Annotated in this window: 10 protein-coding genes; 7 read left to right on the forward strand and 3 right to left on the reverse strand. The window is 74.8% G+C overall.

All coding sequences use genetic code 11. The features are described 5' to 3' along the window. Positions 1-10: 10 nt before the first annotated feature. The 5 genes from DEJ43_RS24175 to moeZ all read left to right on the forward strand — a co-directional run bounded on the left by DEJ43_RS24175 (position 11) and on the right by moeZ (position 6,188). Complete coding sequence (locus DEJ43_RS24175; protein ID WP_015036010.1) at positions 11-1,705, forward strand: glycosyltransferase; 1,695 nt, start codon at positions 11-13, stop codon at positions 1,703-1,705. Between the two features lie 13 nt (positions 1,706-1,718). Beyond that, complete coding sequence (locus tag DEJ43_RS24180; protein WP_015036011.1) at positions 1,719-3,047, forward strand: hypothetical protein; 1,329 nt, start codon at positions 1,719-1,721, stop codon at positions 3,045-3,047. A gap of 202 nt (positions 3,048-3,249) precedes the next feature. After that, positions 3,250-4,221 carry an NAD-dependent epimerase/dehydratase family protein gene (locus tag DEJ43_RS24185; protein WP_015036012.1) on the forward strand — a complete coding sequence of 324 codons (972 nt, stop codon included), beginning with the start codon at positions 3,250-3,252 and terminating at the stop codon, positions 4,219-4,221. Next, positions 4,209-4,946: a spherulation-specific family 4 protein gene (locus tag DEJ43_RS24190; protein ID WP_015036013.1), complete on the forward strand. Its 738-nt coding sequence runs from the start codon at positions 4,209-4,211 to the stop codon at positions 4,944-4,946. The genes DEJ43_RS24185 and DEJ43_RS24190 overlap by 13 nt, the downstream gene beginning before the upstream one ends. Positions 4,947-5,009: 63 nt before the next feature. Continuing rightward, positions 5,010-6,188, forward strand: a complete 1,179-nt coding sequence (gene moeZ / locus DEJ43_RS24195) for an adenylyltransferase/sulfurtransferase MoeZ (RefSeq protein WP_015036014.1) — start codon at positions 5,010-5,012, stop codon at positions 6,186-6,188. A gap of 62 nt (positions 6,189-6,250) precedes the next feature. On the opposite strand, the gene DEJ43_RS24200 is transcribed toward moeZ, so the two are convergent. The 3 genes from DEJ43_RS24200 to DEJ43_RS24210 all read right to left on the reverse strand — a co-directional run bounded on the left by DEJ43_RS24200 (position 6,251) and on the right by DEJ43_RS24210 (position 12,232). Further along, positions 6,251-7,813, reverse strand: coding sequence for an alpha/beta hydrolase (locus tag DEJ43_RS24200; protein ID WP_015036015.1), 1,563 nt, complete (start codon positions 7,811-7,813; stop codon positions 6,251-6,253). Positions 7,814-7,865: 52 nt separating this feature from the next. Then, positions 7,866-9,440, reverse strand: coding sequence for an alpha/beta hydrolase (locus DEJ43_RS24205; protein WP_041662849.1), 1,575 nt, complete (start codon positions 9,438-9,440; stop codon positions 7,866-7,868). A 140-nt stretch (positions 9,441-9,580) separates the two neighbouring features. Continuing rightward, positions 9,581-12,232, reverse strand: coding sequence for a lysylphosphatidylglycerol synthase transmembrane domain-containing protein (locus tag DEJ43_RS24210; RefSeq protein WP_015036017.1), 2,652 nt, complete (start codon positions 12,230-12,232; stop codon positions 9,581-9,583). A 192-nt stretch (positions 12,233-12,424) separates the two neighbouring features. Here DEJ43_RS24210 and DEJ43_RS24215 point away from each other — a divergent pair, with 192 nt between their 5' ends. Beyond that, on the forward strand, positions 12,425-12,790 hold the full coding sequence (locus DEJ43_RS24215; protein WP_015036018.1) for an MGMT family protein: 366 nt from the start codon (positions 12,425-12,427) through the stop codon (positions 12,788-12,790). 245 nt (positions 12,791-13,035) lie between these two features. Beyond that, positions 13,036-16,419, forward strand: a complete 3,384-nt coding sequence (locus tag DEJ43_RS24220) for an ATP-dependent helicase (protein WP_041662850.1) — start codon at positions 13,036-13,038, stop codon at positions 16,417-16,419. The last annotated feature ends 11 nt before the right edge of the window (positions 16,420-16,430 follow it).

Here is a 16,430-nt window from a genome sequence, read left to right on the forward strand (position 1 = left end):
GGGTGCACTCATGCGGATCGGACTGCTCACGGAGGGTGGCTACCCGTACGCGACCGGTGAGACCGGACTCTGGTGCGAGCGGCTCGTCCACGGCCTCGGCCAGCACCAGTTCGACCTGTACACCCTCGCCGGGACCGGCACCCCGCGACCGCTCCCGCCGAACGCCCGCGTCGCCCGCACCGCCGGCCGGGACGGCCTCAGTGGCCCCGACACCGGCCCGGCACGGACCCTCCTCGAACGCACCGCCTTCGGCGACCACCGCACCGCCCGCCGCGCCTACGGCCGACGCGACCGCCGCCGCTTCACCGAAGCCTTCCACCGGCTGGCCGTCGGACTGTGCGCCGAGGACGCCCCCACGAGCGCCGGACCCGACACCGCGAGCCCGGCCCCGGACCCCACGGACGCCTTCGCCGAAGGGCTCTACGCCCTCGCCGAACTCGCCCGCGAGCGCGGCGGACTGCCCGGCGCGCTCCGCTCCGACGACGCCGTCCGCACCCTCGAAGCCGCCTGCCGGGCGCCCGGCGCGCGCCGGGGCGCCGCCGACGCCGGGCTCCCCGACCACCTCGCCTTCGCCGACCACCTGGAGCGCACCCTGCGCCCCCTCTCCCTCGACTGGTACGAGGAGGATGCACTCGGCGCCGCCGACCTCTGCCACGCCGCCGCCGGCGGAACCACCGCGCTCCCCGGCCTGCTGGCCAAACGCTTCTTCGGCACCCCGCTGCTCGTCACCGAGTACGGCGTCCAGCTCCGCTCCCACTACCTCTCGACCGCCGCCGACCGCTCCACCCCCCTGCGCACCCTCCTCGCCGCCCTCCACGGCCGGCTCGCCGCCGAGACCTACCGGCAGGCCGCGCTCCTCACCCCCGGCAACGCCCACGCCCGCCGCTGGCAGGAGAAGTGCGGCGCCGACCGGGCCCGCATCCGCACCGTCCACCCCGGCATGGCGGCCGACCGCTTCGCCGAGGTCGGCGAGGACGAGGAGAGCGGCGACCCCGCCACCCTGATCTGGGTCGGCCGGGTCGAACCCGCCAAGGACCTCATCGCCCTGCTGCACGCCTTCGCCGAGATCCGGGCCCGGCAGCCCGACACCCGGCTGAGGATCGTCGCCGTGCCCACCGCGGACCCGGGCGCCGGCGCGTACCTCGCGCACTGCAAGGGGCTCGCCGCCCAGCTGTTCCCCGACGAGGCCGCCGGGGCCCACGCCGTCGGCGAGAACCCCGTCTGCTTCGAGGAGCTCGGCGGGCCCGAGGCCCCCACCCTGGAGGACGCCTACGCCTCCGGCGCGGTCGTCGTCCTCTCCAGCATCGTCGAGGGCTTCCCCGCGAGCCTCGTCGAAGCGATGTTCTGCGCGCGGGCCACCGTCTCGACCGACGTCGGCGCGGTCGTCGAGATCATCGGCGGCACCGGCCTCGTCGTCCCCCCGCGCAACCCCCGGGCGCTCGCCGACGCCTGCCTCGCCCTGCTCCGCGACCCCGAGCGCCGCTACCGGCTGGGCGCGGCCGCCCGGGCCCGCGCGCTCGAACTCTTCACCGTCGAACAGAACCTCGCCGCGTTCCGCGGCATCTACCTGGAACTCCTCTCCCACGCACCGGTGCGCCACCGCCCGGGGGACGGCGTGCCCTTCGCCCACCCCGCCGAGTCGCACGTGCCCGGCAGCTGGGCGCACAAGGCCGTGAGCGCCGGGACGGGAGCCCCCGATGCCTGAAGGAGACACCCCCATGCGCGGCTCCGCCGCCCCGACGAGCCCCGGAGCCTGGGACGCCCGCTCCGAGGCGCTCCTCGGCGCCCCCGCCCTCACCCCCGGGATAGCCCCGGCCCCGGGGGAGGCCGCCGAGACGCTCCCCCGTCCCGCCGACACCCCGCCGGTCCGGCCGACCGCGGACGGGGAGCGGCCCGCGGCCGCCGGTACGTCCACGACCACCGGGCCGGCCCCGGCCACCGGGCCTCGTACGCCCACCGGACCGCACGCGCCCGCCGGTTCGCGCCCCGACGCCCCCTCCGCCGCCCCCCGGGCCCGGCGCGGTCATGCCGATCCCGTCAAGGTGCTCATGCACCGGCACCGGGAGCTCTGCGAGCGGGCCGTCGACCCGCTGGAGATCGCCGCCGGGCTCGAAGCCCAGGGGTTCACCGACCGGACCGCCGCCCGCTTCCGGCACCGGGACGTGTTCGCCCTCGCCGAAGAGCTGTACGCGCGCGTGCCCCGCGGCACCGGGACCGCCGCGCCCCCCGCCGCCCCCCGCCGGGACACCGACGCCTGGGTGCTCGCCGTCCTCACCCCCGGCGCCGCCGCCGCGCTCACCGGCATCGGACTCGCCGTCACCCACGGCCCCGTGCGGCTCGCCATCGGCGCGACCGGCGCCCTGCTGCTCGCCGCCGCACTCGTCCTCGCCGTCCGGCGCGGCCCCTTCCGCGCCCCCGACGGCGCGACCGTGCCCGCCGCCCGGCTCTGGACCCTCTGGCTCCTGGCGTACGCGGTCTGCGGGGACGGGCTCCTCACCCAGGTGCTCGGCGGCGGACCCGACGGCCCCTGGGACCTGACCCCCGGCCCCCTCCTCGGCCTCGCCCTCGCCGTCGCCCCCACCGCCTGGTGCGCCCGGCTCTTCGCCGACCGCGCGCGCCGCCGGATCGCCGACAGCCGCGGACTCGCCGACTTCGCCGCCGGGACCCGGCCGCTGCTCCTCGGCACCGTGACCCTCCAGCTCCTCGCCCTCACCGGACTGCTCGTCCTCACCGGCTTCAGCGCCGGGGCCCTGGCGCTCGGCGCGCTCCTGCTGCTCGCCCGGCTCCTCACCGTCCACGGCCACCCCGGGACGGCCACCGCCGCCCTCGCCGCCGCCAGTGCCGGCGAGGCACTCGCCCTCGCGAGCGTCCTCGCCGCCCGCGTCCCCCTCCCCGGTCTCGACGTCCTCGCCGCCCCCGTGCGCGCCCTCGTCGGCGCCTGGGGCCCCGGGGCCGTGCCCACCCTCGTCTGCGGCGCCGCCGCGCTGGGCCTGCTGGCCCACGCGACCGGCTCCCTCGCCCGGGCCTCGGCCCATGCCACCCCGTGAGAACCCGCCACGAACCCCGTCGGAGGCCCGGCGACCAGCGTGACCCCCACCCCGCCGAGCCTGCCGTCAGGAACCCCGCCCGCTCCCGCGGAGCCGACGCCGCGGGCGCGTCCCGTCACCTCTCTCATCACCTCGCTAGGAGACCGAAGACCATGACCCCGCAACCCCAAGGAACGGCCGGTCGGCACGAAGGGGCCGCACGATGAGGGTGCTACTGCTCGGAGCCAACGGCTTCATCGGACGCTTCGTCGCTGACCGGCTGCTCGCCGACCCGGCGGTCCACCTCACCGCGCTCGGCCGGGGCGACGACGCCGACGTGCGCTTCGACCTCGCCTCCGGCAGTCCGGGCGCGCTGACCCGCTTCCTCGACGCCGTCCACCCGGGCGTCGTCGTGAACTGCGCGGGCGCCACCCGCGGCGGCGCCCGCGACCTGACCCGCCACAACACCGTCGCCGTCGCCACCGTCTGCGAAGCGCTGCGGCGCAGCGGCTGCGGCGCCCGGCTCGTCCAGGTCGGCTGCGCCTCGGAGTACGGGCCGAGCCAGCCCGGCTCGTCCACCGCCGAGGACGCCGTGCCCCGCCCCGGCGGCCCGTACGGGGTGTCGAAGCTCGCGGCGACCGAACTCGTCCTCGGCTCGGGGCTCGACGCCGTCGTGCTCCGGGTGTTCTCACCCGTGGGCCCCGGCACCCCGGCCGGTTCGCCGCTCGGCCGGCTCGCCGAGGCCATGCGGCGGGCCATGCAGGCGGGGGACGGTGAGCTGAAGCTCAGCGGCCTCGGCGTGCAGCGGGACTTCGTCGACGTGCGCGACGTGGCGCGGGCCGTCCACGCGGCCTCGCTCTCCGCCGCCCAGGGCGTCGTCAACATCGGCACCGGCCGTGCGGTGCGGCTCCGGGACGCCGCCGCCGTCCTGGCGAGGGTCGCGGGCTACTCCGGCAACCTGCACGAGCTGGACGCCCCGCACGGCCTGTCGCAGCGCCCGATGATCGGCGCCCCCCGCACCGAGGGGACCATCGCCGACCAGCTCGCGGCCGCGCCCTACCCGTACCCCGACGGCTGCGGCCCGTGGCAGCAGGCCGACGTCCGGACCGCCCGCGACCGGCTCGGCTGGCGGCCCCGGATCAATCTGGAGGAGTCCCTCGCCGACATCTGGATGGAGGCGGCGTGTCGCATCTGACGGCGACGGGGGCGGTCCAGGCGCTCGGGGTGGGCGTGCCCGGCTACGCCCATCCGCTGCTCGCCCCGGTGGAGTGGGGCGAGCTGACCCGGCCCGGGGCCCCGCTGCACTGGGCGGTGCTCAATGTGGCGGAGGGGCCGGGCAGCCGCCCCGACCCGCACTGTCTGGAGGCGGCGGGGAAGCTCCGTAACGCCGGGGTGAGGGTCCTCGGGCACCTGGACGCGGCGTACGGCTCCCGGTCCTTCGGGGAGCTGGTCTCGGACGCCCACCGGTTCACCGACTGGTACAAGGTCGACGGCTTCTATCTGGACCGCTGCCCCGCGGACCGGGCGGACCTTGCCGGGGTGCGGCGGGTGACGGCGACCCTGGAGGCGGTCCTCGGCGGCGAGGCCCACCTCGTCCTCGGCCACGGCACGCATCCCCATCCGGGGTACGCGGAGACCGCCGACCAGCTGGTGACCTTCTCGGGTGGCTGGGCGGACTACCGCTGGTCGCAGGTGGCGGAGTGGACGGCCGAGTACCCGGAGGCGAAGTTCGTCCACCTCGTGCACGGCGTTCCGCGCACCCACCTGGAGGAGGCCCTGCGGATCGCGCGCTGGCAGGGCGCCGGGACGATCTTCTTCACCGACCGTCCGGGGGGTCCGGGACAAACCGCGCCATTCCACTCGCTGCCCGGCTACTGGGACGAAATCGTCTCGCGGATCGGACCGGGTGTCTCGGAATGAGAAGGAGCGTGGCAGTGTTACGGGGAGAACAACCGTACTGACATACCGACAACCGGAGTCCCCGTGTCGCTGCCACCCCTGGTCGAGCCGGCTGCCGAGCTCACCGTAGACGAGGTCCGCAGGTACTCCCGCCACCTGATCATCCCGGACGTCGGGATGGACGGGCAGAAGCGGCTGAAGAACGCCAAGGTGCTGTGTGTCGGCGCCGGTGGCCTCGGCTCGCCCGCGCTGATGTACCTGGCCGCCGCCGGCGTGGGCACGCTCGGCATCGTGGAGTTCGACGAGGTCGACGAGTCGAACCTCCAGCGCCAGATCATCCACAGCCAGGCCGACATCGGCCGCTCCAAGGCCGCGTCGGCGCGTGACAGCGTCCTCGGCATCAACCCGTACGTGAACGTGATCCTTCACGAGGAGCGGCTCGAGGCCGACAACGTGATGGACATCTTCAGCCAGTACGACCTGATCGTCGACGGCACCGACAACTTCGCCACCCGCTACCTGGTGAACGACGCCTGTGTGCTGCTGAACAAGCCGTACGTCTGGGGCTCGATCTACCGCTTCGACGGCCAGGCGTCCGTCTTCTGGTCCGAGTACGGCCCCTGCTACCGCTGCCTCTACCCGGAGCCCCCGCCGCCGGGCATGGTCCCGTCCTGCGCCGAGGGCGGCGTCCTGGGCGTGCTGTGCGCGTCCATCGGCTCCATCCAGGTCACCGAGGCCATCAAGGTCCTCGCGGGCGTGGGCGACCCGCTGGTCGGCCGCCTGATGATCTACGACGCCCTGGAGATGCAGTACCGCCAGGTCAAGGTCCGCAAGGACCCCAACTGCGCGGTCTGCGGCGAGAACCCGACCGTCACCGAGCTCATCGACTACGAGGCCTTCTGCGGCGTCGTGTCCGAGGAGGCCCAGGAGGCGGCGCTCGGCTCCACGATCACTCCCAAGCAGCTCAAGGAGTGGATCGACGAGGGCGAGAACATCGACATCATCGACGTCCGCGAGCCGAACGAGTACGAGATCGTCTCGATCCCGGGCGCCCGTCTGATCCCGAAGAACGAGTTCCTGATGGGCACCGCCCTCCAGGACCTCCCGCAGGACAAGCGGATCGTCCTGCACTGCAAGACGGGTGTCCGCAGTGCGGAAGTCCTCGCCGTGCTCAAGTCCGCGGGCTTCGCGGACGCGGTGCACGTCGGCGGCGGCGTGATCGGCTGGGTCCACCAGATCGAGCCCGAGAAGCCGGTCTACTGATCGGCTGAACGGAAGGGCCCGGATCTCCCCCAGGGGAGGTCCGGGCCCTTCCGCGTGCGCACTCAGCAGGTCGTGCCGTACGCCGGGACCGTGCCCTTCAGGAAGTACGCGTCGACCGTCCGCGTCACACAGGCCGAGGTGCCGTAGGCGCCGTGGCCCTCGCCCTTGTTCGTGACCAGCACGCCGACCCCGGGGCCCAGCTCCTTCGCCATCTTCTCCGCGCCCTCGTACGGGGTCGCCGGGTCGCCCGTCGTGCCGACGACCAGGACCGGCGCGGCCCCCGGGGCGCTCGCCTCCGGCGTCGCCCGCTCGCCCTTCACCGGCCACCGCGCGCACCAGCCCGCGGTGTCCCAGGCGAGGAACGCGCCGAACACGGGGGAGAGCCTGCGGAACTCGGGGACCAGCGCCTTCGCCTGCGCGGGCGTCCCCCGGTCGCTGGAGTCGGCGCAGCTGATCGCCCGCTGGGAGTGGGTCTGGGTGGCGTAGTGGCCGCTCGCGTCCCGGTCGTTGTAGTAGTCGGCGAGTTCGAGCAGGGCGCCGCCGCGACCGCGCTCCGCCTCCGCCAGGGCGTCCGTGAGCAGGGGCCAGTTGGCCTGCCCGTACAGCGTGACCGCGATGCCCGTGAGCGCCAGGCTCTCGGTGAGCCGCCGCTCGCCGACCTTCAGCGGCGCCCGGTCGAGCTTCCGCAGCAGACGCGCGACGCGCTCCGTCCCGGCCTTCGGGTCCTGCCCGGTGCTCTTCAGGTAGTTGTCCAGGGCGCGCTGGAACCCGATCGTCTGGTGGCGGGCGTGCCCGACGGTGTCGGCGGTCGGGTCGACGACCGCGTCGAGGACCAGGCGGCCCACGTTCTTCGGGAAGAGGTGGGCGTACGTGCCGCCGAGCTGCGTCCCGTACGAGATGCCGAAGTAGTTCAGCTTCGCGTCGCCGAGGACCTGCCGGATCAGGTCCAGGTCGCGGGCGGTGGCGGTGGTCGTGGTGTGCGGCAGGACGGTGGCGGAGCGGCGGGCGCAGCCGGCGGCGAAGTCGGCGTTGTCCTCGAGGTAGGCGCTCTCCTCGTCGGCGGAGTCCGGGGTGAGGTCGACCGTGGCCTCGGCGGCGGCCTGTTCGGCGTCCGTCCGGCAGACCACGCCCGCACTGCGGCTCACCCCGCGCGGGTCGAAGCCCACCAGGTCGTAGCGCTCGCCGAGCTTCCGGTAGTCCTGCGCCGCCCGGGGCAGGATGTCGACGCCGGAGGCGCCGGGGCCGCCGAAGTTGAAGAGCAGCGAGCCGATGCGCGCGCTCTTGCGGCCGGCCTCCTTGCGGATCAGCGCGACCGGGATCGTCGCGCCCCCGGGCTTCGCGTGGTCGAGCGGCACCTTCACGGTGGCGCAGCGCCACTCCGTACCGGGCCGCTCGCCGCCGTCGCCGGGGGCCCCGCAGCGCTTCCAGTCGGGGCGCTGGCCGGTGAGGGAGGCGGGCAGCGGGGGAATCACGGCGGGGGCCGTCGAGGCGGCACCGGCCGTCGTCGGCGGCGGGGCCGGGGCCTTGGTGCGGGCGGCGTCCGGGGTCGCTCCGCCGGAGCTCGTGCAGCCCGTGACGAGCAGGCCGGTGACGGCCAGGACCGTCACCCGTGTACGTATGGACATGTGTTCCCCCCAGGAGCGCGCAAGGCGGCCCATCCTAGGGGGAGCCCCCGGGCTACTTGCAGACGGTGCCGGAGGCCGGGACCTTGCCGTCCAGGAAGTACGCGTCGACCGCCTTCTTCACACACGCGTTGCCGCTGTTGTAGGCGCCGTGCCCCTCGCCCTCGTACGTCAGCTCCACGCCGACGCCGTCACCGAGCGCCTTCACCATCGACCGGGCGCCCTCGTACGGGGTGGCGGGGTCGCCGGTGTTGCCGACGACCAGGATCGGGGCCGCGCCGGGCGCGGAGACGTCCGGGTGCTCCCAGGACCCGGGGACCGGCCACTGCGAGCAGGAGGAGAGGGCCCAGCCCATGAAGTCGCCGAAGACGGGGGAGGCCTCGCGGAACTGGCCGAGGCGCTCCTTCGCCTGGCCGAGGGTGTAGCGCTCCTTGAAGTCCACGCAGTTGATGGCGGCGTTGGCGGCCTGGATGTTGCTGTAGGAGCCGTTCTGGCCGCGTCCGTTCATCGAGTCGGAGAGGTTGAGCAGGAGCGCCCCGTCGCCGCCGTCGGCGTCGTCGAGGCCCTGCTCGAGAAACGTCCAGTACTCCTTGGAGTACAGGGCCTGCGCGATGCCGTTGGTGGCCTGCGTCTGGGTGAGCTTGCGCTCGCCGATGCCCGGGATCGGCTGCTTGTCGAGGGCGGCGAGGAGGTCCGTGATGAACGACTCGATCTCCGCGACGGTCGTGCCGGGCAGGGTGCACTCGTCGCCGCGGTCCACGCAGTCCTGGGCGAAGTTGTCCAGGGCGAGCTGGAAGCCCTTGGCCTGGCCGAGCGCGCCGTCCTCGACGCCCGCCTCCGGGTCGACGACGGCGTCGAAGAGGGCCCGGCCGACGTTCTTCGGGAACAGGTGGGCGTACACGCCGCCGAGCTCGGTGCCGTACGAGATGCCGAAGTAGTGGAGCTTCTCGTCGCCGAGGACCTGGCGCATCAGGTCCATGTCCCGGGCGGCGTTCTCGGTGCCGACGTGCGGCAGCGCCGGGCCGGCGTCCTTCTCGCAGCCGGCCGCGTACCTCTTCTGCGCGTCGGACAGCGTCCGCTCCTCGGCCTCGTCGTCGGGCGTGAAGTCGAGGGCGTAGTAGGCGTCCAGTTCCTTGTCGGTGAGGCACTCCACCGGGTCGCTGCGGCCCACCCCGCGCGGATCGAAGGAGACCAGGTCGTAGCGGCCGCGCAGGGTCTCGTAGTCCTTGGCGAAACCGGGCAGCCCGGTGATGCCGGAGCCGCCGGGACCGCCGAAGTTGAACACCAGCGAACCGATCCGCCGGTCCTTGTCGCGGGCGCGGGCCCGGATGAGCGCGAGTTCGATGGTCTCGCCCTCCGGCACCGCCCAGTCGAGCGGCGTCTGCAGGAAGGAGCACTCCCACGGGGTGTCGCCGGGCAGCGGAGGGGGCGCGGCCCCGCCGCCCTCGGCGGCGGACGGCGCCGGGCAGGGCGCCCAGGACAGCTTCTGCGCCGTCAGCGCGGAGAGCCCGGCCGTACCGCTCGGCCGCGAGGCGTCCCCCGTGTCGTCTCCCCCGTCCGAGCATCCGGCGGCGAGCAGCACGGTGGTGGCGGTGAGCAGAGCGGCGCGCTGGGCGGCGGAGATCGGCATAGGCCCATGGTGGGCCGCCGCCCCCGCCACCGCGCGGGACGGAGGTCCATGCGGGTGGCGGGCGCGGCGGCCCCGGAGCGGCGCGCGCGGTGGTCCGGGAGCGGCCACGGCGTTTCGCGCCGCGGCGGCCCCGGCGCCCGCTACAGCGCTTCGCGCTTCGTCAGCCAGTTGAAGCAGAGCCAGCCCGGCAGGACCGGCACCCACAGGGTCAGCAGGCGGTAGAGCAGGACGGCCGGGGTGGCCACCTCGATGGGCAGGCCGACCGCCACCAGGCCGAAGGTGAGCGCGGTCTCGACCGCGCCCACGCCGCCCGGGGTCGGCGCGGCCGAGCCGAGCGCGTTGCCCGCGAGGAAGACGACCGCCACGCTCGCGTAGCTGATCGACACGTCGTTGTGGTCGAAGGCGCGGATCGAGGCGTCCAGGCAGAACACGAAGGTGGCGGTGAGCAGCAGCATCCCGCCGATGCCGGTCACCAGCTTCATCGGCCGCTGGAGCACGTCCAGCATGCGCGGCACCACACCGGCGAAGAGGGAGCGCAGCCGCGTCGACACGAACTTCCGCATGAACGGGATCGCCGTCACCACGAGCACGAGCACCGCGACCGTGAGGAGGCCGGCGATGACCGTCCTCGACGGGGTGAACGACTGCGACCGCTCGGTCCCCGTCAGATAACCGAAGGCGAGCAGCAGCAGGATGTGCGCCCCGAGCCCGAAGAGCTGCGAGGCGCCGACGCTGGCCACCGCGAGTCCGGGCCGGACCCCGGACCGCTGGAGGAAGCGGGTGTTCAGGGCGACGCCGCCGACCGCCGCCGGGGCGACGATCTTCACGAACGAGCCGGCGACCTGCGCCACCACCGTCCGCCAGAACCCGACCCGCTCCGGCACGAAGCCCAGCAGGCTCATCGCCGCCGCCACGTAGCTGATCGCGGAGAACAGCACCGCGGCCGCCACCCAGCGCCAGTCGGCCTCGCTGATCGTCGACAGCGGCGTACGGGAGATCTGGGACAGCAGGAAGTACGCGGCGACCGCGCCCGCGATCAGACTGACCAGGGTCCGCGGCTTGATCCGCTCCAGCCGGACGGGTTCCGCCGGCGCCTGCGGGCGGATCAGGAGCACCTGCTGCCGGATCTGGGCCAGCAGGTCCTCCTCGCGGGCCTCGTCGAGCGCCGAGTCGAGGGCCCGCTTCTCGGCCTTCTTGTCCGCCTTCTTCTCGGCCTTGGTCTCCGCCCGTACCGCCGTCGGGTCCGCGGCGGCCTCCGCCGCCTGGGCCTTCGCCAGTTCCCGCTCGTGCTTGGCCGCCTCCGAGGCCGCGAGCACGGCCTCCCGCTCGCGCGCCGAGCGCTCCCGGGCCAGTCTCCGCAGCGTCGCGCGCGTGGAGCGGCTCAGCGCGATCGGCTGGAGCAGCGGCAGGCAGTCGGCGACGGCGTCCGGGCCGAGCACCTCGACGGCCGAGGCCACCGCCCGCTCGGCACCGACCCGCAGCCCGAGGGTGGTGAGGAGCTGGGCGATGTCCATCCGCAGGATCAGGTCGCCGGCGGCGATCTCGCCGCCGCGCAGATCGGTGAGGATCACCCTGCCGGAACGATCCACCAGGATCGCGTCCCCGGTGAGCCGGCGGTGCGCGATCCGGCGCGACTGGAGCGCCCGGACCTGCCGCCAGGCGCTGCGGACCAGCTCGTCGGTGATGTCGTCGTCGTCCAGCGAGTCGAGGCTGCGGCCGCCGATGTGCTCGTACACGAGCATCACGGCGTCCGGGCCGAGCTCGGAGGTGGCGATCAGCTTCGGCGCGTTCGCCCCGGCGGCGATCGCCGCGTACGCGAGGAGCGCCTCCTGTTCCAGGGCCTGCCGCAGCGAGACGATCGACCGGCGGGTGGTGATGGTCCGCAGGGTGATCCGCCGCCAGGCGCGGTAGAAGAAGCCGTGGGCCTGCTGCTCCCGGTCGACGACGGTGACGTCGAGCGGCGGCCCGTCCTCCAGGGTCACGATGTAGCGCCGGCCGCGGTCGCCGCTGTCCGCCGCGTCGGGGACGCCTTCGGCGCGCAGGGCGGTGACGGGCCGGAAGCCGACCCGGCGCAGGCCGGCGAGGAGGGTCTGCCCGGTGGGGCGGACGTTGGGCGAGCCGACCGCGTACAGCGTGCCGTACGCCACGGTCCAGCCGATCAGGACGGTGAGGATGATCGAGAGGGCGGTGGTGTAGCCCGCCACCAGCATGGTGAACGCGTCGAGCAGCAGGACCACCCAGAGCGACACCCGCCAGCGCGGCCTGCGGGCCATGCCGACGGCGGTCATGTACGCGATGACCGGCGCGAGGTAGTTGTGCACCGGGTCGGTCAGTCCGCCGCCGGACGCCGGCTGGGTCAGCGCGTCCTGGATCGTGCCTGGCGCGGCCTGGGCGACCCACAGGTCGGTGGCGAGGGTGACGCCGTGCGCGAGGACGGCGGCGAGGACGCCGTCGGCGATCCGCAGCCCGTCGCGTTTGATCAGGCGTTCGATGGCGAAGGCGACGGGGACGAGGAGGACGGCGATGGAGGAGACCAGACCGGCGATCTTGACGAAGACGGCGGGGGCGCCGACGGCACCCTTGTTGATGTCCTGTTCGAGACCGGAGGTCGTCGCGTGGGCGAACGCGGCGACCGCGATGACGAGCGCGATGGCGAGCACACCGGCCAGCAGCCGCATCAGGTCGGAGGGCCGGTGGACCCGGGCGGCGAGCAGCGGCTCGTCGCCGGAGACCCGTTCGGGCACGTCGGCCTTGCCCTCCTCGGGGGGCTGGGTGTCCGGGGCCATCACCATGTCCGTCTCTGCATGCGTGTCGTGTCGTTCTCGTTCGTGCCCGTGAGGTCGCTCGCGCGCTTGTTCTCGTTCGTGCCGTTGTTCTTGTATTTGTCGCTCTTGATCTCGTATCACCAGTCACCGCCCGCACGATGGTGGCACGAAGAGCCGCCGCGCGGAGGCATCAGGGCCATGTCGGTGGGGTGAGGCAGGATGGGGCGGATGAGCATGGAGGTGCCCGTGGGGGAGACCGGAGAACTGCCCGAGTACGCGGAACGGGTGCTCGACGTCGCCGACGGCATCCCGCCCGGCCGGGTGATGACCTACGGGGACGTCGCCGAATGGCTGGGCGAGGGAGGGCCCCGCCAGGTCGGCCGGGTCATGGCCCTGTACGGCGGGACGGCGCCCTGGTGGCGGGTGGTCCGCGCCGACGGCACGCTGCTGCCCGGGCACGAACTGAGGGCCCTCGGCCACTACCGCGAGGAGGGCACCCCGCTGCGCGAGGCCGGCCGGGCCGCCGAGGGACACGTCCCGAGGATCGACATGCGACGGGCCCGCTGGGACGGAACTCACACCTGAGGCCGCCGGCCGGGGACACCCCGGCCGGACAGCGCGTGAGCAGCGCCCGCCGGGGCGCGAGCGGCGCCGGGCGGGACGTCCGCGGTACGGAACGGCACGCGGAGTACGGCTCGGCGGCGGCCCGTTTCGCGTAACGTCGACGTTCGCGTCTCCCGGGGCGACGGCGGGCCGGTGAGCCCGGCGGACCGCCGCGCCGGACGCCCGCCTCACCCGCACCACCACTCCCACCAGGACCGGCGACCCACGTGAGTACCTCCTCGACCACCCGGCGTACGCCGCCGCACCAGGGACAGCCGTACCCGGGTCCGGGACGGCAGCGGACCCCGGGCGCGTACCGACTGGTGCGTACCACGCCGGCCCCGATGGATCCCCCTCAGCTGGACGCAGCCCAAAGGGAAGTGGTTGACCACACCCGCGGACCGCTTCTCGTCCTCGCCGGACCCGGCACCGGCAAGACGACCACCCTCGTCGAGGCCGTCGCCGCCCGCGTGGCGCAGGGGACCGACCCCGAACGCCTCCTCGTCCTCACCTTCAGCCGCAAGGCCGCCGTCGAACTCCGCGACCGCATGGCCGCCCGGCTCGGCGGCCGCCGCCCCCCGCAGGCCACCACCTTCCACTCGTACTGCTACGCCCTGATCCGCGCCCACCAGGACGCCGAACTCTTCGCCGAACCCCTCCGGCTGCTCTCCGGACCCGAGCAGGACCTCGCCGTGCGCGAACTCCTCGCCGGCCACATCGACCTGGAGAAGGCCGGACTCGGCGGCATCCGCTGGCCCGACGAACTCCGCGCCTGCCTCACCACCCGCGGCTTCGCCGACGAGGTCCGGGCGGTCCTCGCCCGCTCCCGCGAACTCGGCCTCGCCCCCGACGCGCTCGCCCGCTTCGCCGAGCGGGTCGGCCGCCCCGACTGGAAGGCGGCGGCCGCCTTCCTCGCCGAGTACCTCGACGTCCTCGACCTCCAGGGCGTCCTCGACTACACCGAGCTCGTCCACCGGGCCGTCCTGCTCGCCGAGGACATCAGCCTGCCCTCGTACGACGCGATCTACGTCGACGAGTACCAGGACACCGACCCGGCCCAGGTCCGGCTGCTGCACGCGCTCGCCGGCGGCGGACGCGGCACGGTCGTCGCCTTCGGCGACCCCGACCAGTCCATCTACGCCTTCCGGGGCGCCGACGTGAACGGCATCCTCGACTTCCCCACCGCCTTCGGCGGCGCCGACGTCCGCGTCCTGCGCACCGCCCGCCGCTCCGGCGCCACCCTCCTCGGCGCGACCCGGCTGCTCGCCCAGCGGATGCCGATGCCGCGCCTCCCCGCCGACCGGGTCCGCGCCCACCGGGACCTCACCGCCACCCGGGACGGCGGCCGGACGGAGGCGTACACCTACCCCACCGCGTCGGCGGAGGCCGAGAACATCGCCGACCTCCTCCGCCGCGCCCACCTGGAGGACGGCGTCCCCTGGCAGGACATGGCCGTCCTCACCCGGGCCGCCGCCACCCTCCCCTCCCTCCGCCGCGCCCTGACATCGGCGGGAGTCCCGGTGGAGACCGACGCGGCGGACACCCCGCTCCGACACGAACCGGCGGTGGCGCCCCTGCTGCTGGCGCTGCGGGCGGTGGCCCAGGTCGCCGGCGGACGTTCCGCACGGGCGGAAGGGGCGAGCACGACCGGCCGTCCCGCACGGGCGGAAGGGGCGGGCACGACCGGCCACGGCGCCGCACCCGGCCCCGAGCCCGTGGAACCCGGGGCCGCCACGGAATGGCTCACCACCGAGACCGCGCTCGAACTCCTCGCCTCCCCCCTCGCCGGCGTCGACCCCGCGGACCTCCGCCGCCTCGGCAGAGCGCTCAGGGACGAGGAGCGGGCAGCGGGCACGAAGGTCCCCGCCCCCTCCGACGTCCTCCTCACCCGCGCCCTCGCCGAACCCGAGCGCCTCGCCGCCCACGACCCCTCCTACACCCGCGGCGCCCACCGCCTGGGGAAGCTCCTCCAGGAGACCCGCACCCTCCTCGCCGACGGCGGCACCGCCGAGGAGGCCCTCTGGGTGCTCTGGAACGGCACGCCGTGGCCCGGCCGCCTGGAGCGGGCCGCACTCCGCGGCGGGCCCGCCGGCCGCAACGCCGACCGGGACCTCGACGCGGTCTGCGCCCTGTTCGAGACCGCCGCCCGCGCCGAGGAGCGCGTCGGCGGCCGTGGCGTCCTCAACTTCCTCGAAGAGCTCGACGCGCAGGACATCGCCGCCGACACCCTCACCCGCCGCCACACCCGCCCCGACGCCGTCCGGCTGATGACCGCCCACCGCTCCAAGGGCCTGGAGTGGAGCCTGGTCGTCGTCGCCGGCGTCCAGGAGGGCCTCTGGCCCGACCTGCGCCGCCGCGGCTCCCTCCTGGAGGCCGACCGCATCGGCCGCGACGGCCTCGCCGAGCCCCTCACCCCCGGCGCCCTCCTCGCCGAGGAGCGCCGCCTCTTCTACGTGGCGGCCACGCGCGCCCGGAACCGGCTCGTCGTCACCGCCGTGAAGGCCGCCGCCGAGGACGGCGACCAGCCCTCCCGCTTCCTCTCCGAGCTCGGCGCCGAACCGAAGGACGTGCCCGGCCGCCCCCGCCGCCCGCTCGCCGTCCCGGCCCTCGTCGCCGAGCTGCGCGCCACCACCGTCGACCCCGACGCCTCGCCCGCGCTCCGCGACGCGGCCGCCCAGCGCCTCGCGGAACTGGCCGCGCTCACCGACGAGGACGGCCAGCCGCTGGTCCCGGCCGCGCACCCGGACCGCTGGTGGGGCCTGTTCGAACCGACCCGCGGCCCCGAGCCGCTGCGCGACCGGGACCGGCCCGTCGCGCTCTCGCCCAGCTCCCTGGACAACCTGGTCAGCACCTGTTCCCTCCAGTGGTTCCTGGGCCGCGAGGTCAAGGCCGCCGCCCCCGCCACCGCCGCCCAGGGCTTCGGCAACGTCGTCCACGTCCTCGCCGACGAGGTCGCCTCCGGCCGTACCCCCGCCGACCTCGACGTCCTCATGGCCCGCCTGGACTCCGTCTGGGACGCCCTCGCCTTCGACGCCCCCTGGAAGTCCGCCCAGGAGAAGCAGCACGCGCGCGTGGCCCTGGAACGCTTCCTGAGCTGGCACGTCATGGACCGCGGCGGCCGGACCCCCGCCGCGTCGGAACACGGCTTCGACGTGACCCTGGAGGCGGGGGAGTACGAGGTCCGCATCCGCGGCTCCATGGACCGGGTCGAGACCGACGAGCACGGCCGCGCCTACGTCGTCGACTTCAAGACCGGCAAGTCCGCCCCCACCAAGGACGAGGTCGCCCACCACCCGCAGCTCGCCGTCTACCAGCTCGCCGTCCGCGAGGGCGCCCTCGACGAGGTCTTCGACGGCCGGCGCCCGGAACCCGGCGGCGCCGAGCTCGTCCAGCTGCGCCAGGCCGCCCCGCAGAAGGAGGGCGGCGACGCGCTCCCGAAGGTCCAGGCGCAGGAGCCCCTGGCCGGCGAGTGGGTCGGCGAGCTGCTCGCCACCGCCGCCGGCCGGGTCCTCGACGAACGCTTCACCCCGACCACCGGCCAGCACTGCGCGACCTGCTCCTTCCGCGCCTCGTGCAGCGCCCGGCCGGAGGGCCGCCAGGTCGTCGACTGACCCGGCGGAGT

This window comes from Streptomyces venezuelae ATCC 10712 (assembly GCF_008639165.1).
Classification (GTDB): domain Bacteria; phylum Actinomycetota; class Actinomycetes; order Streptomycetales; family Streptomycetaceae; genus Streptomyces; species Streptomyces venezuelae.